General features: G+C 42.9%; 26 protein-coding genes, 1 tRNA gene and 1 pseudogene. 11 read left to right on the forward strand and 17 right to left on the reverse strand.

The features are described 5' to 3' along the window. Window positions 1-59: 59 nt before the first annotated feature. The 3 genes from ACLJZ5_RS12410 to ACLJZ5_RS12420 form a co-directional block, all read right to left on the reverse strand. Entirely contained in the window at window positions 60-941 is an 882-nt protein-coding gene (locus ACLJZ5_RS12410) for a MurR/RpiR family transcriptional regulator (RefSeq protein ID WP_000433673.1), read from the reverse strand. A gap of 285 nt (window positions 942-1,226) precedes the next feature. After that, a complete protein-coding gene (locus tag ACLJZ5_RS12415) occupies window positions 1,227-2,723 on the reverse strand; it encodes a sodium:solute symporter (protein WP_000628085.1) in 1,497 nt (498 codons plus the stop codon). A 328-nt stretch (window positions 2,724-3,051) separates the two neighbouring features. Further along, window positions 3,052-3,732 carry an N-acetylmannosamine-6-phosphate 2-epimerase gene (locus tag ACLJZ5_RS12420; RefSeq protein WP_024798118.1) on the reverse strand — a complete coding sequence of 227 codons (681 nt, stop codon included), beginning with the start codon at window positions 3,730-3,732 and terminating at the stop codon, window positions 3,052-3,054. 505 nt (window positions 3,733-4,237) lie between these two features. Here ACLJZ5_RS12420 and ACLJZ5_RS12425 point away from each other — a divergent pair. From ACLJZ5_RS12425 to ACLJZ5_RS12440, 4 genes are all read left to right on the forward strand, one after another. Beyond that, entirely contained in the window at window positions 4,238-5,392 is a 1,155-nt protein-coding gene (locus ACLJZ5_RS12425) for an N-acetylneuraminate epimerase (RefSeq protein WP_024798119.1), read from the forward strand. Window positions 5,393-5,437: 45 nt separating this feature from the next. Continuing rightward, the gene (locus ACLJZ5_RS12430) at window positions 5,438-6,130 is read left to right on the forward strand and encodes an oligogalacturonate-specific porin KdgM family protein (RefSeq protein ID WP_000700610.1); all 693 of its coding nucleotides are present in this window, start codon (window positions 5,438-5,440) and stop codon (window positions 6,128-6,130) included. Window positions 6,131-6,412: 282 nt separating this feature from the next. Next, window positions 6,413-7,693, forward strand: coding sequence for an MFS transporter (locus ACLJZ5_RS12435; protein WP_000560758.1), 1,281 nt, complete (start codon window positions 6,413-6,415; stop codon window positions 7,691-7,693). A 10-nt stretch (window positions 7,694-7,703) separates the two neighbouring features. Then, the gene (locus ACLJZ5_RS12440; protein WP_000988584.1) at window positions 7,704-8,810 is read left to right on the forward strand and encodes a Gfo/Idh/MocA family protein; all 1,107 of its coding nucleotides are present in this window, start codon (window positions 7,704-7,706) and stop codon (window positions 8,808-8,810) included. Window positions 8,811-8,976: 166 nt separating this feature from the next. Here the strand turns inward: ACLJZ5_RS12440 and ACLJZ5_RS12445 are convergent. Then, window positions 8,977-9,269: pseudogene (locus ACLJZ5_RS12445) on the reverse strand (YciI family protein). A gap of 78 nt (window positions 9,270-9,347) precedes the next feature. On the opposite strand from ACLJZ5_RS12445, the gene ACLJZ5_RS12450 reads away from it, so the two are divergent. Beyond that, complete coding sequence (locus ACLJZ5_RS12450) at window positions 9,348-9,518, forward strand: hypothetical protein (protein WP_023234516.1); 171 nt, start codon at window positions 9,348-9,350, stop codon at window positions 9,516-9,518. Between the two features lie 803 nt (window positions 9,519-10,321). On the opposite strand, the gene ACLJZ5_RS12455 is transcribed toward ACLJZ5_RS12450, so the two are convergent. From ACLJZ5_RS12455 to ACLJZ5_RS12495, 9 genes are all read right to left on the reverse strand, one after another. Further along, window positions 10,322-10,603, reverse strand: coding sequence for a hypothetical protein (locus ACLJZ5_RS12455; protein ID WP_024798120.1), 282 nt, complete (start codon window positions 10,601-10,603; stop codon window positions 10,322-10,324). 443 nt (window positions 10,604-11,046) lie between these two features. Then, a complete protein-coding gene (locus ACLJZ5_RS12460; protein WP_024798121.1) occupies window positions 11,047-11,436 on the reverse strand; it encodes a lysozyme inhibitor LprI family protein in 390 nt (129 codons plus the stop codon). Further along, a complete protein-coding gene (locus ACLJZ5_RS12465; RefSeq protein ID WP_024798647.1) occupies window positions 11,437-11,898 on the reverse strand; it encodes a hypothetical protein in 462 nt (153 codons plus the stop codon). A gap of 1,517 nt (window positions 11,899-13,415) precedes the next feature. Continuing rightward, on the reverse strand, window positions 13,416-13,772 hold the full coding sequence (locus ACLJZ5_RS12470; RefSeq protein WP_001805614.1) for a hypothetical protein: 357 nt from the start codon (window positions 13,770-13,772) through the stop codon (window positions 13,416-13,418). A 289-nt stretch (window positions 13,773-14,061) separates the two neighbouring features. After that, entirely contained in the window at window positions 14,062-14,544 is a 483-nt protein-coding gene (locus ACLJZ5_RS12475; RefSeq protein ID WP_001027752.1) for a hypothetical protein, read from the reverse strand. A gap of 117 nt (window positions 14,545-14,661) precedes the next feature. Next, window positions 14,662-14,940 carry a hypothetical protein gene (locus tag ACLJZ5_RS12480; RefSeq protein ID WP_125011029.1) on the reverse strand — a complete coding sequence of 93 codons (279 nt, stop codon included), beginning with the start codon at window positions 14,938-14,940 and terminating at the stop codon, window positions 14,662-14,664. Between the two features lie 142 nt (window positions 14,941-15,082). Next, on the reverse strand, window positions 15,083-15,718 hold the full coding sequence (locus tag ACLJZ5_RS12485) for a GAD-like domain-containing protein (RefSeq protein WP_024798124.1): 636 nt from the start codon (window positions 15,716-15,718) through the stop codon (window positions 15,083-15,085). 65 nt (window positions 15,719-15,783) lie between these two features. Beyond that, window positions 15,784-15,966 (reverse strand): hypothetical protein, encoded by a 183-nt coding sequence (locus ACLJZ5_RS12490; protein ID WP_001805617.1) that lies wholly within the window; start codon window positions 15,964-15,966, stop codon window positions 15,784-15,786. A 1,220-nt stretch (window positions 15,967-17,186) separates the two neighbouring features. Beyond that, window positions 17,187-17,274, reverse strand: a tRNA-Ser gene (locus tag ACLJZ5_RS12495). Window positions 17,275-17,509: 235 nt separating this feature from the next. On the opposite strand from ACLJZ5_RS12495, the gene ghrA reads away from it, so the two are divergent. The 4 genes from ghrA (at window position 17,510) to ACLJZ5_RS12515 (ending at window position 20,431) form a co-directional block, all read left to right on the forward strand. Beyond that, window positions 17,510-18,448 (forward strand): glyoxylate/hydroxypyruvate reductase GhrA, encoded by a 939-nt coding sequence (gene ghrA / locus ACLJZ5_RS12500; RefSeq protein ID WP_000402552.1) that lies wholly within the window; start codon window positions 17,510-17,512, stop codon window positions 18,446-18,448. 84 nt (window positions 18,449-18,532) lie between these two features. Continuing rightward, the gene (locus ACLJZ5_RS12505; protein ID WP_000283646.1) at window positions 18,533-19,270 is read left to right on the forward strand and encodes a phosphatase; all 738 of its coding nucleotides are present in this window, start codon (window positions 18,533-18,535) and stop codon (window positions 19,268-19,270) included. A 23-nt stretch (window positions 19,271-19,293) separates the two neighbouring features. Beyond that, window positions 19,294-19,848 carry a molecular chaperone gene (locus ACLJZ5_RS12510; protein WP_001001883.1) on the forward strand — a complete coding sequence of 185 codons (555 nt, stop codon included), beginning with the start codon at window positions 19,294-19,296 and terminating at the stop codon, window positions 19,846-19,848. A 100-nt stretch (window positions 19,849-19,948) separates the two neighbouring features. Beyond that, a complete protein-coding gene (locus ACLJZ5_RS12515) occupies window positions 19,949-20,431 on the forward strand; it encodes a DUF1097 domain-containing protein (RefSeq protein WP_024798407.1) in 483 nt (160 codons plus the stop codon). A gap of 38 nt (window positions 20,432-20,469) precedes the next feature. On the opposite strand, the gene csgG is transcribed toward ACLJZ5_RS12515, so the two are convergent. The 4 genes from csgG to csgD are packed head-to-tail and all read right to left on the reverse strand — an operon-like array spanning window position 20,470 to window position 22,823. Further along, window positions 20,470-21,303 (reverse strand): curli production assembly/transport protein CsgG, encoded by an 834-nt coding sequence (gene csgG, locus ACLJZ5_RS12520; RefSeq protein ID WP_001137620.1) that lies wholly within the window; start codon window positions 21,301-21,303, stop codon window positions 20,470-20,472. Between the two features lie 26 nt (window positions 21,304-21,329). Then, the gene (gene csgF / locus ACLJZ5_RS12525; protein WP_001264073.1) at window positions 21,330-21,746 is read right to left on the reverse strand and encodes a curli production assembly/transport protein CsgF; all 417 of its coding nucleotides are present in this window, start codon (window positions 21,744-21,746) and stop codon (window positions 21,330-21,332) included. Window positions 21,747-21,772: 26 nt separating this feature from the next. Then, the gene (csgE, locus tag ACLJZ5_RS12530; protein WP_000833307.1) at window positions 21,773-22,168 is read right to left on the reverse strand and encodes a curli production assembly/transport protein CsgE; all 396 of its coding nucleotides are present in this window, start codon (window positions 22,166-22,168) and stop codon (window positions 21,773-21,775) included. Window positions 22,169-22,172: 4 nt separating this feature from the next. Next, window positions 22,173-22,823, reverse strand: a complete 651-nt coding sequence (csgD, locus tag ACLJZ5_RS12535; protein ID WP_024798406.1) for a biofilm master transcriptional regulator CsgD — start codon at window positions 22,821-22,823, stop codon at window positions 22,173-22,175. A gap of 754 nt (window positions 22,824-23,577) precedes the next feature. Here csgD and csgB point away from each other — a divergent pair. Then, on the forward strand, window positions 23,578-24,033 hold the full coding sequence (gene csgB, locus ACLJZ5_RS12540; protein WP_000791655.1) for a curli minor subunit CsgB: 456 nt from the start codon (window positions 23,578-23,580) through the stop codon (window positions 24,031-24,033). A 41-nt stretch (window positions 24,034-24,074) separates the two neighbouring features. Next, on the forward strand, window positions 24,075-24,530 hold the full coding sequence (gene csgA / locus ACLJZ5_RS12545) for a curli major subunit CsgA (RefSeq protein ID WP_000771416.1): 456 nt from the start codon (window positions 24,075-24,077) through the stop codon (window positions 24,528-24,530). Window positions 24,531-24,647 lie beyond the last annotated feature (117 nt).

Genomic DNA, 24,647 nt, shown 5'->3' on the forward strand with positions numbered 1-24,647 from the left:
TAAAGCGTCCAGCAGACTCATGGACAAAAAAGGAAAATGACGCCTGTACGTGAAGGGAATTATTTTGTCATGTCCAGGGCATTCATTGTCCGTAATTTGCTTTCTCGGGCCTGTTCCGGCGAGGACTGTACAAGAAGGGTATAGAGCAGGTCAAAGACGAAAAGCTGCGCGGCTTTCGTACCGATCGAGTCACCCTGCAACATTCCTTGCCGATTACCATTGATCAGGCAAAAATCGGCCTCTTCACATAATGGAGAACCCAGATTATGGGTAATGGCGACTGTGGTGGCGCCAGCCTGTCGGGCCAATCGGAGTGAATGCACTGTTTCTGGCGATGTGCCCGAGTGACTGACACCCATCGCGACATCGCCTGCTTTTAATAGCGTAGCCTGCATGTACATAAAATGGTTATTGCTTACCGCATCGCCCCGTAAACCAATACGCATTAGCTTGTGTTTCATATCCAGCGCCGTGATCCCCGATGAGCCCACACCAAAGATATAAACTGAGTGACAGTGACGTAGGGCGTCCACGACACCGAGAACTTGTTGCATATCAAGCAGATTTAGCGTTTCAGATAATACATTACTAATGGTGTTCTGCAATTTTAAACCAATGGCGTGGGCATCGTCGGATTCGCTAACTTCGGCATCCAGTAGAGGACTACTGTCATCAGACTCGGTAGTGGCAAGTTCAATGGCCAGGTCCATTTTAAAATCCTGAAAACCTTTATAGCCCAGGGTGCGACAAAAGCGAATAACCGTGGCTTCTCCGGCCTGTGTGTCGCGCGACAAATCGGCAATAGATGACTGTGTCACCTGTCTGGGGAAGGCTAAAATATATTGCGCAATACGCTGGGAGGCACGTGTCAGGCTTTTTTGCATAGCACCCAGAGTGTCAAGGATTTTTCCGGGTTTAAGACGTGGGGGTTGAGGCTCCATATAGTTCCTGCTCTTGAGGGCTGATTGCGGCACAAAGCCTGCAATATCGAACAGAGCAGAGCCTATCAAGTCTGCGGCATGAAAAAAAGCGCGATGTAAGTAAAGGAGGGGGAATATTTACATCGCGTTGCCAACTTATGACAGAACATCACTGGAGAGTAATCTGTTTGCTCTTACGGTGTTTATAGCGCGCCATCTGTCGGATGGTTTATATCTGGCCCGGTATTGTCGCCCCGGGCGTTGGCGTCACCGTGTGCTGTGTCGGTATAGCGTGGTATCATGAAATCATAATGTCACCTTTGGTTCAGGTTTTTCATCCAGCGTCAATGGCGGTGCCGGGGCAAATAACGGGGCGAAAATAACGCCGCTGATCACCACGCTTAGCGAGCCAATGACCCCATAAAAGAAGAAGTTAAGGTCAGTGGCATAGCGTGCGCCCAGCACGGTAATGACGCTGATAATAATTCCTAAAACCGCACTCCCGGCATTTGCTCGTTTAAAGAAAATGCCCAGCATGAACAGACCGGTCATTGGCCCTCCCATCAGACCTATCAGACTATTAAATGCATCCCAGATTTCTGATTCATCGGCCATGACCAGCCATACCGAGGCCGCGCTACTTATCAGGCCCGCGACCAGAATAACTAACTTAGCTATTTTCATACGGTTTTCTGGCGTTCTTTTTTTATGACTCAAACGCTGATAGATATCGGAATTAAAACAACTGGAAATGCTGTTTAAGCTGCTGGAGATACTGGACTGCGCAGCAGCGAAAATAGCGGCGATTATCAACCCTGCAATGCCGACTGGCATTTCGGTGACCACGAATAAGGGTAAAATGCCGCCAGTGTTGAATCCCGCCGGTAATAATTGTGGATGTTGCTGATAGTAGACAAACAATGCCGAGCCGATAGCAAAAAAGAAAACAGGGATCACAGCAACCAGTTTGGCATTTGTAAGTAATGTTTTCTTCGTTTCCTCTATGGAGTCAGTCACGATATAGCGTTGGACCACATCCTGACTGGCAGTAAATTGCTGAATATTGGCAAACAGAAAACCAATCATCAATACAGGTACTGTGCTTTCCGTCCAGCTCCAGTGGAACTGCGTAGCCGGAAAGAATTTATCCGCCTGCTGCGTCACCGTAAAAATTTCACCAATGCCGCCCTGGACTTTGAGACATATCACTATAAAAATCAGTATCGCGCTGCCAGAAAGTAAGAGGCCTTGAATAACATCAGTCCATATTACTCCTTCAATTCCACCCATCCAGGTATAAATGATACACATCACGCTAATCAACAGTACCAAAATCACCGGGTCTATAGCGATGAAGGGGCGCAAGGCCAGCACGGTGAGGAAAGTGATAATGGCGATACGTCCGATATGAAACAACATAAATGACATGCTGGCGAATAGACGGCAGCGCACATCGAACCGTGCTTCGAGATATTCATAGGCTGATGTGACTTTCAATTTCCGAAAAAACGGAATATAGAAATAAAAAACCAGCGGTAAAATTGCGATAGCCAGATACTGACCAATGATAAACGTCCAGTCGGAAGTAAACGCTTTGGCAGGAATTGACATAAATGTAATTGAGCTTAACGTAGTAGCAAATACACTGACCCCAGCCGCCCAACCAGGAACCCGGCCACCACCGCGAAAATAATCGTCTGCTGTTTTTTGCCGTCTGGAAAAATAGACACCGACTAACATCATGGCCAGGAGGTAGCCAAATAATACAAGATAATTAACGATGCCGAAAGAATGTGTAATCATAGTTCTTTCCTGCTTATGGTTTTGAGTAGAGTTGCGGTCATCGTCTGTGTATTTTTATCTTCCCATCATTCAGACGATACGATATTCAGATCAAGTAATAGTTTTTGTTAATCTCAATGACGCTAATCATGAGATGTAAAAGGCAGAGCATTTATGCTCCTGATGCCAAGACGTATGTCCTGCCGGATACCTGAAATAGCAGCTATCCGATATTGTGTTCAAACAGGCTTCAGGCCTGGGGATCGTATTTGCCGATAGCATTATTAACGTCGGATTATTCTCTGAGACATAAATATCAATAGTAAGCGTGTTCATTTTCTTTTCCTGTTCAGCGTTTTACTGCGTGACTGAACCACTGACAGATATGCTCGATACGGGTGATAGCGGAACCAACGGTAACTGCCCAGGCACCATGCTCAATAGCATTGGCCGCCAGTGCAGGCGTGTTATAGCGCCCCTCGGCAATAACACGACAACCTGCATGGCTCAGTTGTGTCACCATTGCCAAATCTGGCTCAACCGGCGTGATGGGGCCGGTATAGCCAGACAGTGTTGTACCAATGAATTCGATTCCTTTCTGATGGCAACTTATGCCTTCATTCACGGTTGAACAGTCTGCCATCGCCAGTAATCCATGCAGGCGAATACGTGTCAGTAAACTATCAATATCAACCGGGCGAGAGCGGAATGAGGCATCAAAAGCGATAATATCGGCACCTGCCTGCGCCAGGGCGTCAACATCCTGTAAATAGGGAGTGATACGGACTGGCGACCCTGTAAGGTCACGTTTAATTATCCCAATAATAGGAACAGAAAGATGGGGACGAACAGCCCGCAGATTCTCAATGCCTTCAATGCGCACAGCGACCGCACCCGCCGAAGCCGCTGACTGTGCCATTGCAGCCACAATTTCAGGTTTATCCATAGGGCTGCCTGGTACCGGTTGGCATGAGACAATCAGCCCACCGTTTTCGTGTACACTTTGTTCCAGCCTGGCTAATAGTGACATCCAGTTCCGCCTTATATATTTTGAAGTTTTGCTCCGTTTTATGTTATGTTGTGGAGTGTTGCTGCATCAAGCAAAAAGATAGAAAAATGTGAACACAGTCATAAGGTATGTTTGTTATTCAATTACTGCGCCAGCGGATTTGAGGCTATAACCTGAAGCTACAAGACAAATACAATTCACTCTGATGGCAGCATGCTGTATTTTATTAACTGCTTCCGGCATAAAGATAAAATGCTCAGAAGGAGCTTATACGCCACGGGATAGCCAGTATGAAATGCATCACATAATTCTTGTTGTATTTATTCGAATGCTATCACTAATGAGTTTGACCATAACAGGTCACCCATAATCACTTCTAACATCACCATGGTGTGCTTTTACCTCGCACATGATAACCCCATGTAATTATTTTTAGCGCTTGGTCACATTTTGTCATTATCATTGTTGAAATTGTGCACCATAAGATCACTAATGATGAAGCTTTACTCCAATTGTATTTCTTCGCATGGGGATGCAGATGAAAAATTTTAAGAAAATGATGACGCTAATGGCGCTATGTTTATCCGTCGCTATCACCACATCAGGATATGCAACGACGCTTCCTGATATACCAGAACCACTGAAAAATGGTACTGGCGCTATTGATAATAATGGCGTGATTTATGTCGGCTTAGGTACCGCAGGGACATCCTGGTATAAAATTGATCTTAAAAAGCAACATAAAGACTGGGAGCGTATAAAGTCGTTTCCTGGTGGAGCTCGTGAGCAATCCGTGTCGGTATTTTTAAATGATGAGCTTTATGTTTTTGGTGGCGTAGGGAAAAAAAACAGTGAATCACCGTTGCAGGTTTATAGCGATGTGTACAAATACTCACCGGTGAAAAATACATGGCAAAAAGTTGACACTATATCTCCAGTTGGATTAACAGGGCATACGGGAGTAAAATTAAACGAAACGATGGTACTTATTACCGGAGGGGTTAATGAGCATATCTTTGATAAGTATTTTATTGATATAGCGGCTGCGGATGAAAGTGAAAAAAATAAAGTCATCTATAATTATTTTAATAAACCGGCCAAAGATTATTTTTTTAATAAAATCGTATTTATCTACAATGCTAAAGAGAACACATGGAAGAATGCCGGTGAGCTGCCAGGCGCGGGGACGGCAGGATCGTCATCGGTAATGGAAAATAATTTCCTGATGCTGATTAATGGTGAGCTCAAACCGGGTTTACGTACCGATGTGATTTACCGCGCCATGTGGGATAACGATAAGCTAACATGGTTGAAGAACAGCCAGTTACCGCCATCGCCTGGAGAACAACAGCAAGAAGGGTTGGCCGGAGTATTTTCGGGCTATAGTCACGGTGTCCTGCTTGTCGGTGGTGGCGCGAATTTTCCGGGAGCAAAACAAAATTATACCAATGGAAAGTTTTATTCCCACGAAGGAATAAATAAAAAATGGCGAGATGAAGTCTATGGTTTGGTTAATGGCCATTGGCAATATATGGGTAAAATGAAACAACCTCTCGGCTATGGTGTATCAGTAAGTTATGGTGATGAAGTTTTCCTTATTGGTGGTGAAAATGCTAAAGGGAAACCTGTTTCGTCTGTAACCTCCTTTACCATGCGTGATGGTAATTTATTAATAAAATAATTTTTTAAATACAAAAATAAAGTTAATTGATGAGCGGAGTATTTTATGAAAATCAACAAATATCTTCTGGGTATGGTTTCGTTTATAGCATTTTCATCATATCTACAAGCGGCAACCCTTGATTATCGGCATGAATATGCTGATAGAACCAGAATTAATAAAGACCGTATTGCTATAATTGAAAAGCTTCCTAACGGCATTGGTTTTTATGTCGATGCCAGCGTTAAATCGGGAGGAGTAGATGGTGAGCAGGATAAGCATTTAAGCGATCTCGTCGCAAACGCTATAGAACTGGGCGTAAGTTATAATTATAAAGTTACGGACAATTTTGTTTTGCAGCCTGGATTTATATTTGAAAGCGGTCCAGACACTTCAATTTATAAGCCTTATTTAAGGGGGCAATATAATTTTGATTCTGGTGTTTATATGGCTGGTCGTTACCGTTATGACTATGCAAGGAAGACAGCTAACTATAGTGATGATGAGAAAACGAATAGATTTGATACTTATATAGGTTATGTTTTTGATGAGTTGAAATTAGAATATAACTTTACCTGGATGGATAGCGATCAAATTAAATTTGATAACAAAAAAACAAACTATGAACATAATGTGGCTTTAGCCTGGAAACTGAATAAGTCATTTACACCATACGTTGAGGTCGGAAATGTAGCGGTGAGAAATAATACCGATGAGAGACAGACCCGTTATCGCGTTGGATTACAATACCACTTTTGAGAAAGGTTAAAGAGTTACTGTACTAATCTTTGCTTAGTATTCATGTCGATAATCTTATAGCCCGTGGCTACGTTACAGAACGTTAGACTTTGTCTTGAGTATTCACGTCCTTAACGTAGCTACGAATAAGGATGATAAACAATGAATATACGTCTTACATAGCTACGATCTCAGGCGGTTGTCGGAAAGTGCCGGTTGATTGTGTCTTATTCGGCAATTGATATGACTTAAAAATTAATTCCGTAAGCATTTCAGACGGTAACAGCAAATAAGGGTTTTATTGTGATAGCAAAATTCTTCCCGTGGTATAGCGAGATAACTCGTCCACAAAAAAATGCTTTATTTTCAGCATGGCTGGGTTACGTTTTTGACGGCTTCGACTTTATGCTGATTTTCTACATTATGTATCTGATCAAGGCTGACTTAGGATTGACAGATATGGAGGGCGCATTCCTTGCCACAGCGGCCTTTATTGGGCGACCATTTGGCGGGGCGCTATTTGGTCTGCTGGCAGACAAATTTGGCCGTAAGCCGTTGATGATGTGGTCGATAGTTGCCTATTCTGTAGGTACAGGGTTAAGTGGCCTGGCTTCCGGTGTAATTATGCTGACGCTTAGTCGCTTCATTGTCGGTATGGGGATGGCGGGGGAGTATGCTTGCGCTTCTACTTATGCCGTGGAAAGTTGGCCAAAGCATTTAAAATCTAAAGCGAGCGCATTTCTGGTTTCAGGTTTCGGTATTGGTAACATCATAGCAGCCTATTTTATGCCATCATTTGCCGAAGCGTATGGTTGGCGTGCTGCTTTTTTTGTCGGTTTGCTACCCGTTCTTTTAGTAATCTACATCCGGGCCAGGGCTCCTGAATCTAAAGAGTGGGAAGAAGCCAAACTCAGTGGTCCCGGAAAGCATTCACAAAGTGCCTGGTCAGTTTTCTCTTTGTCAATGAAAGGGCTATTTAATCGAGCTCAATTTCCACTGACATTATGTGTATTTATTGTTCTGTTCTCTATTTTCGGCGCAAACTGGCCGATCTTTGGTCTACTGCCTACATATTTGGCGGGAGAGGGCTTTGATACGGGCGTGGTCTCTAATTTAATGACGGCGGCGGCATTCGGCACTGTATTGGGAAATATCGTTTGGGGTCTGTGCGCAGATAGAATTGGTTTGAAGAAAACGTTCAGTATTGGTCTTCTCATGTCCTTTTTATTCATTTTCCCGTTATTCAGAATTCCGCAAGATAATTATTTACTGCTGGGCGCATGTTTATTCGGTTTAATGGCGACTAACGTAGGTGTTGGCGGGTTGGTTCCCAAATTTCTCTACGACTACTTTCCTCTTGAGGTTCGTGGTTTGGGTACCGGGCTGATTTATAATCTTGCTGCGACATCAGGCACATTCAATTCAATGGCGGCGACCTGGCTTGGAATAACAATGGGGCTAGGCGCTGCGCTAACGTTCATTGTTGCTTTCTGGACCGCAACAATTCTACTCATTATTGGCCTATCCATTCCGGATAGACTAAAAGCACGTCGTGAAAGTTTTCAATCAACAAAAGAATTTTAATAGAGGATAAATGATGACGAAATACGGTGTTGTAGGTACAGGTTATTTTGGCGCTGAACTGGCGCGATTTATGTCTAAGGTTGAAGGGGCGAAAATCACTGCGATTTACGATCCGGTAAATGCGGCTCCGATAGCGAAAGAGTTGAACTGTGCCGCCACTGCAACGATGGAGGCGCTTTGTACCCATCCTGATGTGGATTGCGTAATTATTGCTTCACCAAATTATTTACATAAAGAGCCAGTCATTGCGGCGGCTAAAGCGGGTAAACACGTGTTTTGTGAAAAACCTATCGCCTTAAATTACCAGGATTGTAAGGATATGGTTGATGCCTGCAAAGAAGCTGGTGTTACCTTTATGGCGGGTCACGTTATGAACTTTTTTCACGGGGTTCGCCACGCTAAAGCGCTCATCAAAGCTGGTGAAATTGGTGAAGTTACACAAGTTCACACTAAACGTAATGGTTTTGAAGACGTGCAGGATGAGATCTCATGGAAGAAGATTCGCGCAAAGTCAGGTGGGCATCTGTACCATCACATTCACGAGCTAGATTGTACACTGTTCATCATGGATGAAACCCCATCCCTGGTTTCAATGGCGGCGGGGAATGTTGCGCACAAAGGTGAAAAATTTGGTGATGAAGATGATGTTGTCCTAATCACCCTTGAGTTTGAAAGCGGTCGTTTCGCGACACTTCAGTGGGGATCATCGTTCCACTACCCTGAGCACTATGTATTAATTGAGGGCACGACAGGTGCAATTCTCATTGATATGCAAAACACGGCGGGTTATCTAATAAAAGCGGGCAAAAAAACACACTTTCTTGTGCATGAAAGCCAGGCGGAGGATGATGATCGTCGCAACGGTAACATATCCAGCGAGATGGATGGCGCAATCGCTTATGGTAAACCCGGTAAACGTACGCCGATGTGGCTCTCATCAATTATGAAACTGGAGATGCAGTACTTGCATGATGTGATAAACGGTCTGGAGCCAGGCGAGGAGTTTGCTAAATTGCTAACGGGAGAAGCGGCGACAAATGCCATTGCTACCGCTGATGCTGCGACGCTTTCCTCAAACGAGGGGCGCAAAGTAAAACTCACTGAAATTCTTGGCTAAAATTGAAAGCCGGATGGTGGTGTTATTACCCGGTGGCGCTGCGCTTATGTAGACTGGATAAGGCGCCTGTGAACTGTGCCGCCATCCGGCAATGGACGGGTCATAGATACAAAAAAAGCCCGTTGTTCTGGTGTGAACTCCGACTGCCGGGCTTTGTTGTTTTTGGTTATAAGACCGCTTTTAATTCCGTGACCATCATTGTGGGTTCAAAAGGAACCAAATCGATTTTAGCTACGCCAGACAAGCGAAAAGGATCTTGCGCCAGACAGTTTTGCAGTACACCCGTGTCATCATAGTTTGCAAGTATTACGCCTCCTGTGCGCGGAATTTGTCGCCCGGAAGCCAGAAAAAGGTCATCGGCATAACCTTTTTTAGCCATTCCACATGTGCAGGGAGTTGCGCATCAATTTCATGCAATGGTTTTACGTAGGTTAAGACAACCACACAAAGCACACTCATTTTATTGTCCATAAATATAAAGGGGATATTACGCTAGCACACTATGCAGAGACGCGAAAAATTTTAGGGTCTGGAATTATGGAAACGATCTTCATTAGTGGGCCGTTCTTCTATGCGCCAGGAGACGCCGCCAGTAATCTTGATGAGCTTTATGCGAGGTTGGCTGAATTGCAATATGCGAAAAAAGCCGAGCTTGATGACAAACCTGTTGTGCGGTTACACATTATCCGACGTGGCAAAGTTGAGTGAGGCGAAACCGAAACCCAACATTGCGGTATTGGGTATGAATGTTGGGTTACGCGCTGTTCCACCCAACCTCCGGGCGCGAGGGTTTTGTCAGTTGGAAAAGCGAAGCGCATTTCGGCATCAAGGTTTGTCAGTCGTCTGATACCTTCGTACAGGCTCTTTTTTGAAGATGCCGGTGAGGGGGCTGCCATATTTACGTTCATTATCATTCGCGTTAATCATAATTATTTCTTTATATACAATATGTTGCCATTATTCTTTGTTCGCTGGTGTATTGCTATCTTTTCGTAAAATCGTCATTTTATGCTGTACAGGATGCATGACAAAAGAGTGGGGATTATGCCAAAGAAAGCCAGAGGCAGGTTCTGGTTTGCTTCCAGTCGTAGCAGTTCCTTCTGGGGCCATTTTTACTGTAAAACCGTGGCCAGTGTTACTTGACCACTACATTTTGCGAAGTTATTTAGGTAATTAAATTCTTCCGCAGGACGTTCACAGCATGAGCATTTGCCCTGCACCTTTTCATATTCGGCCATATACGGCGTAATAATATCGGTTAAGTATTTGTAAAGAAGATCTCCGGGTGTGTTTTTATACTATTTTTCTGGACTGCCGATTGGGAATTTATAATCAAGTTTTTATGCATAATAAAATTATTTTCCATACTAAGTGTTTTTATTCAATCCTGTAATTATTAGATTTACTTTATTGTAAAGGTGAATTACTTTTTAATTTGAGTTTAAAGTAATTGTTTTAGATGCCTTTTGACGATTTTATAAGCAAGGAGATATATGGATAGTATGAATTATTTATTTGTAACTAATTTTACGTTCAAAGCATATACCTCGGTTGCAAATTTCATAACCGAGGCATTCTCCGGTAACCATGCTGACGTATACATGAAAAGCAGTAGTAGTGACCGTATCTAACCAGTCCAGTTTGGTTAAATCAATATCACCTGTATAAATAACAAAGCAAGGATTACCCTTTATCATTTGTTTTTTAACAACAACGCTACTCTCATCCCAGCCAAGTTTTTTCCGAGTGCTATAGTCTTTTGCGATATCAATAGCAACTTGTGGTGTAATCATTTAGCGATTCCATAATACACATTGCACAATATAATATACTAGAAACTGTAATGAGACCTAACTTTATCTTGTAGTCGGTTTTTTATCCCATTATATTTTTAAAATATAAATAATCGTAAATCTTAGAAATCTAATGTATTGAATAACACATCTTATTTTCTTAAGAGCTATCTATTTGAATGCTTGTTAATTAGTTCATCCTAATCAATCTTGGGTATTTGATTGGGTATAAATCAGAAGGATGGTTGCACTGGATAAGGACTGGTTTTATTTTCTAACAAAAATATGGATTCATTAGTATAAGAATGCCCTGTTTCTACATCTTTGGCGACTGGGCAGATCGCATAATGCAGGTTTAACAAATTTCAAACGAACTACTATTCTGCGCTGATGCAATTTAGGTAGTAACCTTAACTCCATACAATATTGACTTGCCTGTCACCCTAATTATTAGCCAGTATGGTCTCAAACTCTATAGTTCTTTTTAGTGTCATATCATTTTTACAAGAATACATTGATGTATCATATGCTTGTGATTCCTCATCGATTATGAATGAAAAAACGGTACAATTTGTATCTCTGAAGTTAATCCATGCTCTCTGTGATAATTTTATTTTTTCAACAAACTCCGCGCCTGAATTTGGCTGGGAATGATATTTCTTGCGAATGGTGGACAAAAGTGTTCTGTAGGTTTCATTAAGTTTTGCATCGCTATCTTCGAATGTCTTTTTTGAGCAAAGAAATACTGCTTCAGAATATTGAATACTGAGACAAGGGTCATCCGCCAGTAATGCAAATGGAATAAAATAAATCAATAATAACGACACTCTCATTTAATGTCTCTCCAGATAATCAGTGCGATGTAGATTCATATCGTGATAGTAATCAGTGATGCCTGCATGTTTTAAACCACAACTTTCCAGTACTTTTAGTGCATCATCTGATATGACCAACCGTAGGTCATCAGCTATACCAAAATCATCTTTCCCAACTATACCTGTAATTTTTGCCCAATATATCTCTGGTAATTTAATATTTGGATAAAGTTCTTCAAATATATCTGATTTTGATGTTATTACACTATCAAAAAATATCCCCGAAAGGTTTAAATTTTCAATAAGTACTTTTGCTTTTGCCGTAATTACAAAACAAGGGAATGTTTCCATTATGCAATCACCCAACCAACCGTCAAAACTGTGTTCTAAGGTGAACACAATTGGAGGATGCACACTGATATCAAGAGTAGTGGCTTCGCCAAAACCGCCTGCAACTTCTGGTTCAATATACTTAAACATGTTTTTCTCCTCTATTCTGTCGGCGAGTTAAACTGACTACCATATTTTTTATCAATTTTCGCTGCCTTATCTAATAGTTTTTGCTTTGTTGCATTGGAGGGACGATAAAAATCATTCTATTCTTTTCGTATTTTACTCAAATGTAGAATAATATTTACAGTAAAGAATTTTTTCACCTAAAAGGCCTAATATGTGTTTCCCCCAGCCACTGGTATCGATGTCATTATTTATATGCTCATAGACTATATCAACTTCTGTGAAGGGATATTTTGCTTCTGAAATTGTCTTATAGCAACCAGTAGCATAGAGTTTATTGGTTCCTGCGATTAGCTCAGGTTTAATACTGACCGGTTTTACATCTAGCGGGAGTACTATCTTGCAATATAATTTTGTTACTTCTGAGGATGTATAACGGCATCGCTAAAAATGTTCTTTCTGGTATTCAAAACTATATGACACTGACCCTGGGAAGGATGGTTCATTATTGTTTTCTTTCATTATAATAAATTCCTCTGGATTATCTACATTTCATTTTTTAACATAAAATACATCACAACTAGAAAACCTAAATTAAAAGCCAATTTATATCCTTTAGATACCAGATTCTCTCCTTCAATAATTTTTTAAGAAATGAGTTTTTGATATTTTCTTGGTTATGTTTCTGATGGAACGATGCTCTCTTATTGATGCTAGCATCAATAAGAGAGAATACAAAAAAATACAAAAACAGATAACAGCCGATAAGAAAGCATATAGTTGACAATCGAGTGTATTGTAAATTATCATTTAACATAGTATTGATGCTGGAAAGTAGTAAAAAAGCTATAACCCCAAATAACATCCTGATTGTTTTGTTATATTGGCTCATTTTAACCTCAGGCATTCGTTATTCATTTTATATTAGAAGTTTTTCTAATATTCGAACATTATAAATTTAATAGCCATGTAGGAATAAAATATAGCAATAAGAATCTCTAAAGAGAAACTTATCGTATATTTATGTTTCATAAATAAGAGTATTGGCTGTTTATTAATGTTTTTATTATTGTATTTAATGTGGAAGTAGTGTATCCCCCCAATCCCAATGTCTACTAATGAAAATGCATTATAATAAAAGAATATATATCCTGATAATGCTACAAGGAACTTAATAAATATAATGCCATGTATATTATTTATATTCCTGATCAATAAAAAACAAATTAGCGAGGACTTTACGATGCCAAAAAAATCTAAATAAATTATTATTATACACCTTGATAATCTTGCCTGACAGTTTCATAAGATACCATTATCCACCAGTGTTAACATTTGTTTTCCCGGTCAATATAGCCCCCGATGTTGAACCCGTCAACTCTGGTAATACTGGCCAAGGGGTTTCAACAAAGGGGCTTGGTTATATATATCCCTCCAGGTCAATTCCAATACCCGGTGCTTTATTTCACCACACCCGCGATATTTTACTCATTGTTTAATGTCATTCTCATTACCTAAACGCCACAGTATCTATATTTGATTTATTTCACTGCAGGAAAAACTGAGCGCGTACCATTTACCTGATCATCCATATCGATATCTGACTCCATTTTATGCGTTTTCTTGTTTACGAATACGCTAAATATTCTGGGCGCAGTTTGAGGATCGCCCGAACAACTTCCACCATGTTTCTCCACAATATCAACAACATCTATACTGGGCTCACTATCCGGAATGTATACATAATCAACACATTGTGGTTCACGAACAAGTTTTTGTTTCTCAACTATATTTTTTACCTGCTGAGCAACAGGGGATAATTTTTCTGAATGCACATTGCTGGTTACAAGTATACACATCAGAGCAAAACCATAAATTATTTTTTTATTATGCCGCATACTAATTATTTGTCGACCTCACTGATTAAATAACTACGCAGAATAGTAGATCACTTTGAGGGAATTCAGCCCGGATTGTGCGATCTGATCAATCGCCAAAACAACCAAAATCACCAACCAGACGGCTTTGTTGAATAAATAAGATTTGAGATAAGCATCCTCGTAGTCGGTTGCTGCTGTCAGGCTATACGCATGCTTTCTGATATGCCGGTATTCCCTATAATATCAATTCTCTATCTTAACTTAGATAAATTTAATATTATAAGAAATGATTCGTTTTAAAGAAATATTATATGTTAATTCCTAAATTTTTTCGATGAAAAACATCAGGGGAAATAAATTTAATAAGATTGATATTTTCACTTGAATCCATGAAAATCACGATAACTAAAAAATCATGAAAAAACGTTAAAACTCTTCTTTCTGGCAACCCGTTTTGATTATCTTTTAACTCTTTTCCCAGCTTTTCTCTTAAGAATTGTAGATGGTCATTGAAATTTAATTTATATGGTAAGTCATCCTTGTTTTTTTGATAGACCACAAGTTCAGAAAAAACAAACTTCCCATCAGACTTGATGGGAAGCAAACTCTCAGACTCATAAGTGGATCTGATTCTAAAACCAAGAGAAACACTACCATCTGGAATATCAAAATATTCTATTCCACCTTTATCTTGAGGACGATTTCTTATTCCATTAGTTATCAAATATAAATCAAATTGTGGATGAATAGTTGTAAACCTTAGAAAGCTAATGCATTCAGTAATATTCATATTATTTCCTTAAATATTTTATGATATGCTTATTTTGGTTAAGTTGCTCATTAATATATTTATACCAATCAACCTTAGATAATTACGCTACGGATTTTTTATACGTCTCACTACATTCTAGGCCAGTTTACCAGCCCCGGCAGCATCTCCAGCTATTGGTATTGCAGCAAAAAGAGAAAAACCAGCCTCAACATAACTCCCTCGGCACAAGCTTATTCCTGCATTCAGCAGGTCAGGAAAAATGCCAGGCCCTGGAACAAGGCCAGCCACATCAAGTTCCGTCTGTAATCCATCTAACCAGCCATCACCTTCATTTTTTTCTGCCGGTGTTTCCTGTTTTACTGGTGGAGTTGCTTCTTCTGCGCTTTTTCCGATGCAGGGAACTATATCCAACAAATCTAAAAGATTCTCAAGAAAATAGTTGGGTTATTTATCATGTATTATATCATTCCTGTCTAAGTCTGTTATCTTTACATAGCCAGCCTCAGGTCAATATTCATCTATTTCAAGCCATTTCCAGAATTGATAAATCCCTCCTTTAGAAGCCTATAATATTAGGGGAAGATAACTCTCTCAGAATCATCAAATGTATTTGACAGTCCACTTTACTCAAATTTTCAATTTTTATTTCTCCGCCAAAAATGTATGCAGGTTCCAAACTAAACATTTCATTATCAGCTAATACGCCTAGTTGTTTAACTGCCCGGTCAAAAATGTAATTATCATTACAATCAAATAAATCAAACTCTTCAACACTTGAAAATGCAAGAAAAGATTCAATTTCACTATTTAATTCATCTGTTGTTTTTACCATAAAACCATTTTCGAAAAAAATTATTTGATTAAATAAAGGCTGAATCGTAATATTTCTTCCGGTAGACTCACCAAAAACATATAATTCGCCAAAGGCACTCCTGGCTATGACATGGTATGCGTCCATTTCTTTAAATGGAGTATCTTCTAGCCATATATCCAGTACATATTCATACTCATCAGGATTGACAAGACTAAACAATCCATTTTTATACGTTCCCCATCCCTCTGTTTTCCAGTAAGAAAGAAGTTTATCCGGAAGAATTCCTTTCCATTTTGTCATACTTTTCTCTGGAACAGCGCTATAAGATGTAGCTTCTCCAAATTTCTCAATGAAGTAACTAAACTCTTGATCTCGCATAATATTTCCCCCTGGATTCTAAGCCCTTTGCCCCGGCATAATACCAGTTTAACATTCATCTTTTCTCAAACATGGCCTGATTTAATGCTATCATTAGGTGCTTCATCTGGTGTTTTTAGTCTTTCATTCTGATTCCAGCTTGCACCTGTTGAACTGTTGATACCACTAGAGGGGAAGCCGACGACAGCGGTTGCCGTCGGCGTTAATCCGTCCACATCCAGCGTAAAACGCAGGCCATTTTGTGACATAACCTTATCTTGGATTCATTGGCGAAAAAGGAATCACGGCCCGTTCGTGGCAGTGGGGAGGGCAGGCGTTTCAGACACACTACCGCCGAAGTTTCCGGCATCCGCCATCTCCCATATATGAAACGTAACAGACGTAACTCATTGCTGGAACGGGTTTTTTGTCTCCGTTTCCGGACAAAAACAGCATCCTGCCATTAAGGCGGAATGCTGTGGATTTAACGGATTGGAGGTGATTTACACACGCTTACCGAATACGTAGTCAATAACGCTCAAGCTTGGGTCTTCCCGGATATAGCCTTTGAGACGGATGTAGAAAGCCATACCGCTATGACGCTATGGAGGCTGGTGTCGACGCTGGACACTGCCATTCTCAGTCTTATTGGTGAAAACAATATTTCCGAAGACCAGGAACGCTACATTTCGCGGGATGGAAGCGGCTGATACTAAAAAACCACAGGCCTGGAAGACGAGAACCGACGACTCAAACAGATTTTGCTGACTTCAATCTGGAATGTTGGGCGCTAAAAAATGTAACTCATAGATACCCATAGATGTTGAATGATGGTAGTACCTGAAGAAACGGGAAAATCATTATCAGCGGATGGTAATAAAAGACGGTGAGTACATGGAATGAGTGAGAAGGAGAGCTAAAATCAGTCGTGTCCAGCGAAAAAGGGGCATTGCTTCCGAGGTGATCATGGGCAGGGTAGGGTATGTGAAAGCAGGTTATCGATGGCTCAGATGGCACACTTTTTTGGTGCCGATCCAGACCATGCCAGAACCTATTTGTGCTGAACGGCGAAATTGCCTGCTGGAGATTTTAAAAAGTTAAGTCGAGAAAAATACCGAAAAAGCGTGGCATTCAGATGCAAAAAAAGTCCGTTTATACGAGCTTCTTTATGCAGCATTTTATGCAGGACAAAACTAATATTACATTGTAAGTGATTGATTTTGTATCGAATATGGCGGTGAGGGGGGATTGACTCGCTGCGCTCGCCCTTCGGGCAGTCTCCTCGCAAGCTCGTCGTCTGTTCAACTGGCTGCGCCGCTACTCAGCCCATCCCTGGGCCTCGCCCCTTCGGGGCCAGAGCAAGCTCTGTTCAAAAACGCTCCCGGCGTTTTTGTGTCGAACCCCGGTCGGTGGTTCTCATCCCCCCTTGGTTTGGGGGATACATATAAGCAAAAAGCCCGTACTTCTGTACAGGCTCTCAACTTAAATATGGCGGTGAGGGGGGGATTCGAACCCCCGATACGTTGCCGTATACACACTTTCCAGGCGTGCTCCTTCAGCCACTCGGACACCTCACCAAATTGCCGCTCCAGCATTACTGGAACGGGCGCTAATGTAGGGAAATATCCTTTCTACGTCAATCAACTTTTTTAAAAAAAAGCGCGTTTATACAAACTTCCACCAATCTGTGGCTTTAATAAGCGAAAACTGCTTTTTTTGCCCGCGCCGGGAAATTTGCTATGCTGCACATCCCGTTGAAAACGCTGATAACAGGCGCAATCACATTCCGCACCATACTGCTCAGGAGATAACATGGAGATAATTTTTTATCACCCGACATTTAACGCCGCCTGGTGGGTAAATGCGCTGGAGAAGGCTCTCCCACATGCGCGCGTTCGTGAATGGAAGGTCGGTGATAACAACCCCGCAGACTATGCGCTTGTATGGCAGCCCCCGGTTGAAATGCTGGCCGGAAGACGCTTAAAAGCCGTCTTTGCTCTGGGCGCGGGGGTGGATGCAATTCTGAGTAAATTAAATGCGCATCCGGAAATGCTGGACGCCTCCATTCCTCTATTCCGTCTGGAAGATACCGGAATGGGCCTGCAAATGCAGGAGTATGCCGTCAGCCAGGTATTACACTGGTTCCGTCGTTTCGATGATTATCAGGCGCTGAAAAATCAGGCGCTATGGAAACCGTTGCCGGAATATACCCGCGAAGAGTTTAGCGTCGGTATCATGGGCGCAGGGGTACTGGGCGCAAAAGTGGCAGAAAGTCTACAGGCGTGGGGGTTCCCGTTACGTTGCTGGAGTCGTAGCCGCAAATCCTGGCCTGGCGTGGAAAGTTATGTAGGGCGTGAAGAGCTGCGCGCTTTCCTGAACCAGACGCGGGTGCTGATTAATCTGCTGCCGAATACGGCCCAAACGGTAGGAATTATTAATAGCGAATTGTTGGATCAATTGCCGGATGGCGCTTACGTGTTGAATCTCGCGCGCGGCGTGCATGTTCAGGAGGCGGATCTGCTGGCTGCGCTTGATAGCGGTAAGCTAAAAGGCGCGATGTTGGATGTCTTTAGCCAGGAACCGTTACCGCAGGAAAGCCCATTATGGCGCCATCCGCGAGTCGCCATGACGCCGCACATTGCGGCAGTCACCCGTCCGGCGGAAGCCATCGATTATATTAGCCGCACCATTACCCAACTGGAGAAGGGAGAGCCGGTGACGGGGCAGGTGGATCGGGCGAGAGGATATTGACATCAACCCGGCGCGGGCCGGGTTTCGCTAAAAAACGCTGGCGATACCTGCTATCCTTGTCGGAAATGACTACAGGAGAGAGCAATGTATCCCGTTGACCTGCATATGCATACCGTCGCCAGCACTCATGCCTACAGTACTCTGAGCGATTATATCGCGGAAGCCAAACGCAAAGGCATTAAACTTTTTGCGATTACCGATCATGGTCCGGACATGGAAGATGCGCCGCATCACTGGCATTTTATTAACATGCGCATCTGGCCGCGTCTGGTTGACGGCGTGGGGATACTGCGTGGCATTGAGGCGAATATCAAGAACATTAACGGTGAAATTGATTGTTCCGGAAAGATGTTCGACTCGCTGGATCTGATTATCGCAGGCTTCCATGAGCCCGTTTTTGCGCCGCATGATAAAGAAACCAATACCCAGGCGATGATCGCGACCATCGCCAGCGGCAAGGTGCATATAATTAGTCACCCCGGAAATCCAAAGTATCCAGTGGAGGTTAACGCCATCGCGCAGGCGGCGGCGAAACACCATGTAGCGCTGGAAATCAACAACTCTTCTTTTCTGCATTCGCGTAAAGGAAGCGAAGATAATTGCCGCGCGGTCGCTGCCGCCGTACGCGATGCGGGAGGCTGGGTAGCGTTAGGATCTGATTCCCATACGGCCTTTACGCTTGGCGATTTCACCGAATGCCGGAAAATTCTGGATGCGGTGAATTTTCCGGAAGATCGAATCCTGAACGTCTCGCCGCAGCGCTTACTGGCCTTCCTCGAATCACGCGGTATGGCGCCTGTACCGGAATTTGCCGAACTATAATCGTTATTTACGGGAAGATATCAATGAATGAGTTTTCAATCCTGTGCCGTGTGCTGGGATCGTTGTTTTACCGCCAACCGCAAGATCCTTTACTGGTTCCGCTGTTTACGTTAATCCGTGAAGGTAAACTGGCGGCAAACTGGCCGCTGGAGCAGGATGACATGCTGGCGCGTTTACAGAAAAGCTGCGATATCACGCAGATTTCCACTGATTACAATGCGTTATTTGTTGGGGAAGAGTGCGCGGTAGCGCCATACCGCAGTGCGTGGGTCGAAGGCGCGGAAGAGTCTGAGGTGCGCGCTTTTTTAACGTCGCGAGGGATGCCGCTGGCCGATACGCCTGCCGATCACATTGGCACTTTATTACTCGCGGCCTCCTGGCTGGAAGATCAGTCTGCCGAAGATGAAAGTGAAGCGCTGGAAACCTTATTTGCCGATTATCTGCTTCCCTGGTGCAATACCTTCCTCGGTAAAGTTGAAGCCCATGCCGTTACGCCATTCTGGCGCACTCTGGCGCCGCTAACGCGTGATGCGATAGGGGCCATGTGGGATGAACTTCAGGAAGAAGATGAAGAATAATGTGATGTAAATCACTCTGAACTGCAACTGGTTTTACATCATTGCATAAAATGTGTGCGTGATCTCATTAATGTGCCGCTTTTCTGTTATGATGCGCGCCATGAACATACTTCTTTCTATTGCTATCACGACGGGCATCCTTTCTGGAATATGGGGATGGGTGGCCGTCTCCCTGGGGTTACTAAGCTGGGCCGGTTTTTTAGGCTGTACGGCTTATTTCGCCTGTCCGCAGGGCGGCTTTAAGGGATTGTTGATTTCCGCCTGTACGCTGTCAAGCGGTATGGTATGGGCGCTGGTCATTATTCACGGTAGCGCGTTGGCGCCGCATCTGGAAATTGTCAGTTACGTGTTGACGGGGATCGTGGCATTCCTGATGTGTATTCAGGCAAAGCAGCTATTGCTTTCTTTTGTTCCGGGAACATTTATTGGCGCCTGCGCGACATTTGCAGGGCAGGGTGACTGGCGGTTGGTATTACCGTCGCTGGCGCTGGGGCTAATCTTTGGCTATGCCATGAAAAATAGTGGGCTATGGCTGGCATCACGCCGCGAGCAACATTCAGCGAATACGGCGGTCACAAAATAAAAAAGCGTGGGGTTCTTCCCCACGCTTTGTCGTATTCATCAGGATTCTGGCGGTACTGACAGCTCACGGTATTTCACCAGAATATCATTTTGCCTGTCCGCTTTATTCTGCAAATCCCACAGGCCGCGATCGATACCATCATTAATGAGGAAGATAACGCCGGTTTCAATGGCTGACATCAGACACAGCATCACCGGTTCGTTCGAGGTATAGCCGATTTCGCCTTCCAGTAAGCGCTGGTAATCAATAAAACGGAACACGCCTGCCTGTACTTCATAGGAAAGGATCGTTTTACTGGTGTTCACCGAAGAAAGGATCTCGCCCGTACTGACGTTAACCACGCGCAGGTTGACAGCAATCTGATCCAGCTGATACTGCGTATCGGCGCCAATACCGAAATATCTTGCGCCGACCCCGCCGGATTTGACGTTACTTTCATAACCAATAATAGAACCTTCCACCATAATATTTGCCGCCGTCAGCGACTGAAGCGGGATACGGTTATTCATCGCCACGGTGCCGTTTTCCTGGGCTGCGCGAATAATTTTCCGTTCATTCAAAAGATTCTGTAAGCCTTGTCGTTCCAGCGGGATAAACCAGCGCGAATCTTTCAGCGCAGTGACCAACATAGCGGTGGCGCTCTGCGGCACAGCCGTAGAAAAGTTACTTGCCGGGTAAGGTTTAAATTGGCCCGTTTCATCCTGAATGTTATATACCGAAACAAAGATCTTACCGGTGGGAGCAGGTAAGTGCGTCAAATCTTTGTAACTTTGTGCGCGGGGCATTAATGTCGGTTTCGCAGCTTGTTTCGGCGGGGCAGTTAAGCATCCGCTCAACAATAAAACGGCAACCAAAATAAGTAAGCGCGGCATGATTTATATCCTTTAGTGACTGTAGCTTAAAAATCGGTTGACTGAGTTTGTAAACCTGACACTTCGATGGTCGAGGTTCTTCCCGTTTTTCTGTCCGTGACGTTGAGCTGGAGCTGTCCGTCGCGATTAGCGATATCGATAATAAAATCGTTGGTCACCATACGTCCTGGTTTCCCGGTATTAATATTGGTCAACAAGCCGCCCAGAATTTGCGATTGAATAGCCTGTGTAAAGTTATCCAACGCTGAGGGGGTTTCGATACCAAAATCGTTATCATAAGCGGGGTCTTTATATGAATTTTGCGCCTGGGCGCTATTCAATAAAAAGGAACCGTTATTGGGGTTTCCACCAAAGTTAGGATTACGGAACTGGAACGTCATATTTCCAGCCCAGGTTAATGGCGAAAAAAGCATGAGTAGCACTACTGCATGTTTAACACGCATGACAGCCTCCGGATAAAAATCATGTTTTAGAATTCATCACGCGCTAAATCACTCGTACTTAATAGCGTTTGATCTATTTGTCGGCGATTTAATGCTTCCTCTGTTTGCGCTAATGCGAAGACGACGGTTTTCTCGAAGTCTCTTTTCATTGGAAATAAAAAGGTCTGGAAAATAACGTCCTGATTTACCGTTATGGTGATCCAGCTTCCCCAACGCGCACTGGGTCTTTCATTAATGGTCAGATTGCCGGTGTATTCGCTTTCCCATTTGTCGCTGAATGCACGATAGAATTCATGTCCTATCGAAGAGACGGTATGGTCGGTTAACAATCCGGGAACCTCGACTTCAACTTCATTGGCATGCAGGTTTCCGGTAGCGAACAGTAACTCTGCTGCTACAATCCAGGTCAGATAGCGTTTCATGGCCTTACCGCCTGAGATTATCGTTTGCCCATGAAACTGCCTGGGTGCGATTTTTGACAGCTATCTTTTTGAAAAGATTATAAAGATGTGTCTTAACCGTATTCTCGCTGATAAATAGCGACCTGGCGATTTCATTATTAGAGGCACCAATACGTAACTTATTGAGGATCTCTTTTTCGCGATGAGTGAGTAATGCGGACTCGGTGCTGTTGTAGCGGTAATTTCCTGAGTGTGTAATCAGGTAACTGGCTAATTTTTGTGAAAAATAGCATTCGCCCCGCAGAATACCCTGTAATCCGCTGACCACGTGTTCCTGGTCTTCAGTGGCGTAAAACACGCCGTTAATATGAGGCCAGTTTTCAATTTCACGGTAGGGATAATCATCAGGGGTATTTAACAATAATGTTTTTATATTATTGTTTTTGCGGCTTAAATTATCCTGCCAATAGTGGATAAGCTTCTTATCCGCTTCCATCATATCCATTAAAACAATGCAACCGGCTGAGATATCTTCCAGAGAACGTTGAATATTATGCAGTTTTCCGGTTATGGCCAGCGATTGCTTTAAATGTTGCAATAATGCCGTAGCTTGCAGAGATGGCTTTGTGATCAACAATAGTGTGTGACTATGACTACTATGGACTTCATTAAACATGATGAAACTCCACTTTTTTTAATCGCACATCTGACAGCTGCCCCCATAAAATAAAGGCACCAGAAGTACTGACAGATGTTGCACTGCTGTGGGTTGAAATAGCCCATTATCCAGAAAGAGAAAAATATTTACGAAAATACTTTTAACTGTTTTCAATCTAGCCATTACAAATCTTAAAGCAAGTGTTAAACTTGTAACAATATGTAAAAATATATATTAAAATGTTGTTTTTGGGTTTTTTTGAAGTTTAGATTTGATAGTAAAGTTGTACATTTCGCTGTTATTGCATAGATTTAAAAAATCATACAAATTATAATAATTCATTGATTTTTAATCATTTTAATTATTATATGTTATGTTTTGATTTTATTTTTTCTTAAAATTTGAGACGTGGCATTAACCTGGACAGCACAAAGACAAAAAAAACGAAGTGTGTCACGTCTTGTGCGTATTGCCCCCCATAGGAAGCATAAGAACATCCCCATGGCGGCATAACACACACCAACACTTCATTTTTTGGGTTCGCGATACACTATCTTCTATGGCCAAAAATCAATTATAAAAAATCACATGGCTATCGTTTTATTAGCACTTTGGTATGAGCTTAAATAACAAAATACCACGCGTGGGTGAGTTATTAAAAATGTTTCCACGGACATACTCTTCATCGTAACGACGCGTTAACAAAAAACGCATGTCGCTAACAAGGTAATAGATAATTTTCGCTATGTACGACCAGGTCCAGGGTGACAGCATGAAAAACAAATTGTTATTTATGATGTTGACAATACTGGGTGCGCCTGGGATTGCAACCGCGACAAATTATGATCTGGCTCGTTCAGAGTATAATTTTGCGGTAAATGAATTAAGCAAGTCTTCATTTAATCAGGCGGCCATTATTGGTCAAGTCGGCACGGATAATAGTGCCAGAGTACGCCAGGAAGGATCAAAACTATTGTCCGTTATTTCACAAGAAGGAGGAAATAATCGGGCGAAAGTCGACCAGGCAGGGAATTATAACTTTGCGTATATTGAGCAAACGGGCAATGCCAACGATGCCAGTATATCGCAAAGCGCTTACGGTAATAGTGCGGCTATTATCCAGAAAGGTTCTGGAAATAAGGCCAATATTACCCAGTACGGTACGCAGAAAACAGCAGTTGTAGTGCAGAAACAGTCGCATATGGCTATTCGCGTCACCCAACGCTAATACCGTTACGACTTTTAAATCAATCCGATGGGGGTTTTACCATGAAACTTTTAAAAGTGGCAGCATTCGCAGCAATCGTAGTTTCTGGCAGTGCTCTGGCTGGCGTCGTTCCACAATGGGGCGGCGGCGGTAATCATAACGGCGGCGGCAATAGTTCCGGCCCGGACTCAACGTTGAGCATTTATCAGTACGGTTCCGCTAACGCTGCGCTTGCTCTGCAAAGCGATGCCCGTAAATCTGAAACGACCATTACCCAGAGCGGTTATGGTAACGGCGCCGATGTAGGCCAGGGTGCGGATAACAGTACTATTGAACTGACTCAGAATGGTTTTAGAAATAATGCCACCATCGACCAGTGGAACGCTAAAAACTCCGATATTACTGTCGGCCAATACGGCGGTAATAACGCCGCGCTGGTTAATCAGACCGCATCTGATTCCAGCGTAATGGTGCGTCAGGTTGGTTTTGGCAACAACGCCACGGCTAACCAGTATTAATTTAGCGTCTGCGCTAATAAAAAAACAGGGCATAAGCCCTGTTTTTTTTGTCTATGGAAAACCCCCAGCTAGGCTGGGGGTTCCGGAAAGCTTTCAGCTTTAAGCCAGTTATTAAAA

Source organism: Salmonella sp. 5800 (assembly GCF_046558195.1).
Taxonomy (GTDB): domain Bacteria; phylum Pseudomonadota; class Gammaproteobacteria; order Enterobacterales; family Enterobacteriaceae; genus Salmonella; species Salmonella enterica.

Excerpts from the sequence above, each read along its gene's own strand:
- ACLJZ5_RS12430 (WP_000700610.1), top strand. The coding sequence starts at position 5,438 with ATGAAAATCAACAAATATCTTCTGGGTATGGTTTCGTTTATAGCATTT.
- ACLJZ5_RS12450 (WP_023234516.1), top strand. The coding sequence starts at position 9,348 with ATGGAAACGATCTTCATTAGTGGGCCGTTCTTCTATGCGCCAGGAGAC.
- ACLJZ5_RS12515 (WP_024798407.1), top strand. The coding sequence starts at position 19,949 with ATGAACATACTTCTTTCTATTGCTATCACGACGGGCATCCTTTCTGGA.
- ACLJZ5_RS12455 (WP_024798120.1), bottom strand. The coding sequence starts at position 10,603 with ATGATTACACCACAAGTTGCTATTGATATCGCAAAAGACTATAGCACT.
- ACLJZ5_RS12510 (WP_001001883.1), top strand. The coding sequence starts at position 19,294 with ATGAATGAGTTTTCAATCCTGTGCCGTGTGCTGGGATCGTTGTTTTAC.
- ACLJZ5_RS12485 (WP_024798124.1), bottom strand. The coding sequence starts at position 15,718 with ATGCGAGATCAAGAGTTTAGTTACTTCATTGAGAAATTTGGAGAAGCT.
- csgF (WP_001264073.1), bottom strand. The coding sequence starts at position 21,746 with ATGCGTGTTAAACATGCAGTAGTGCTACTCATGCTTTTTTCGCCATTA.
- ACLJZ5_RS12465 (WP_024798647.1), bottom strand. The coding sequence starts at position 11,898 with ATGTTTAAGTATATTGAACCAGAAGTTGCAGGCGGTTTTGGCGAAGCC.
- ACLJZ5_RS12425 (WP_024798119.1), top strand. The coding sequence starts at position 4,238 with ATGGGGATGCAGATGAAAAATTTTAAGAAAATGATGACGCTAATGGCG.
- csgA (WP_000771416.1), top strand. The coding sequence starts at position 24,075 with ATGAAACTTTTAAAAGTGGCAGCATTCGCAGCAATCGTAGTTTCTGGC.
- ghrA (WP_000402552.1), top strand. The coding sequence starts at position 17,510 with ATGGAGATAATTTTTTATCACCCGACATTTAACGCCGCCTGGTGGGTA.
- ACLJZ5_RS12440 (WP_000988584.1), top strand. The coding sequence starts at position 7,704 with ATGATGACGAAATACGGTGTTGTAGGTACAGGTTATTTTGGCGCTGAA.
- ACLJZ5_RS12420 (WP_024798118.1), bottom strand. The coding sequence starts at position 3,732 with ATGTCACTATTAGCCAGGCTGGAACAAAGTGTACACGAAAACGGTGGG.
- ACLJZ5_RS12470 (WP_001805614.1), bottom strand. The coding sequence starts at position 13,772 with ATGCGGCATAATAAAAAAATAATTTATGGTTTTGCTCTGATGTGTATA.
- csgB (WP_000791655.1), top strand. The coding sequence starts at position 23,578 with ATGAAAAACAAATTGTTATTTATGATGTTGACAATACTGGGTGCGCCT.
- ACLJZ5_RS12415 (WP_000628085.1), bottom strand. The coding sequence starts at position 2,723 with ATGATTACACATTCTTTCGGCATCGTTAATTATCTTGTATTATTTGGC.
- ACLJZ5_RS12410 (WP_000433673.1), bottom strand. The coding sequence starts at position 941 with ATGGAGCCTCAACCCCCACGTCTTAAACCCGGAAAAATCCTTGACACT.
- ACLJZ5_RS12490 (WP_001805617.1), bottom strand. The coding sequence starts at position 15,966 with ATGTCACAAAATGGCCTGCGTTTTACGCTGGATGTGGACGGATTAACG.
- ACLJZ5_RS12475 (WP_001027752.1), bottom strand. The coding sequence starts at position 14,544 with ATGAATATTACTGAATGCATTAGCTTTCTAAGGTTTACAACTATTCAT.
- ACLJZ5_RS12460 (WP_024798121.1), bottom strand. The coding sequence starts at position 11,436 with ATGAGAGTGTCGTTATTATTGATTTATTTTATTCCATTTGCATTACTG.
- csgD (WP_024798406.1), bottom strand. The coding sequence starts at position 22,823 with ATGTTTAATGAAGTCCATAGTAGTCATAGTCACACACTATTGTTGATC.
- csgG (WP_001137620.1), bottom strand. The coding sequence starts at position 21,303 with ATGCCGCGCTTACTTATTTTGGTTGCCGTTTTATTGTTGAGCGGATGC.
- ACLJZ5_RS12505 (WP_000283646.1), top strand. The coding sequence starts at position 18,533 with ATGTATCCCGTTGACCTGCATATGCATACCGTCGCCAGCACTCATGCC.
- csgE (WP_000833307.1), bottom strand. The coding sequence starts at position 22,168 with ATGAAACGCTATCTGACCTGGATTGTAGCAGCAGAGTTACTGTTCGCT.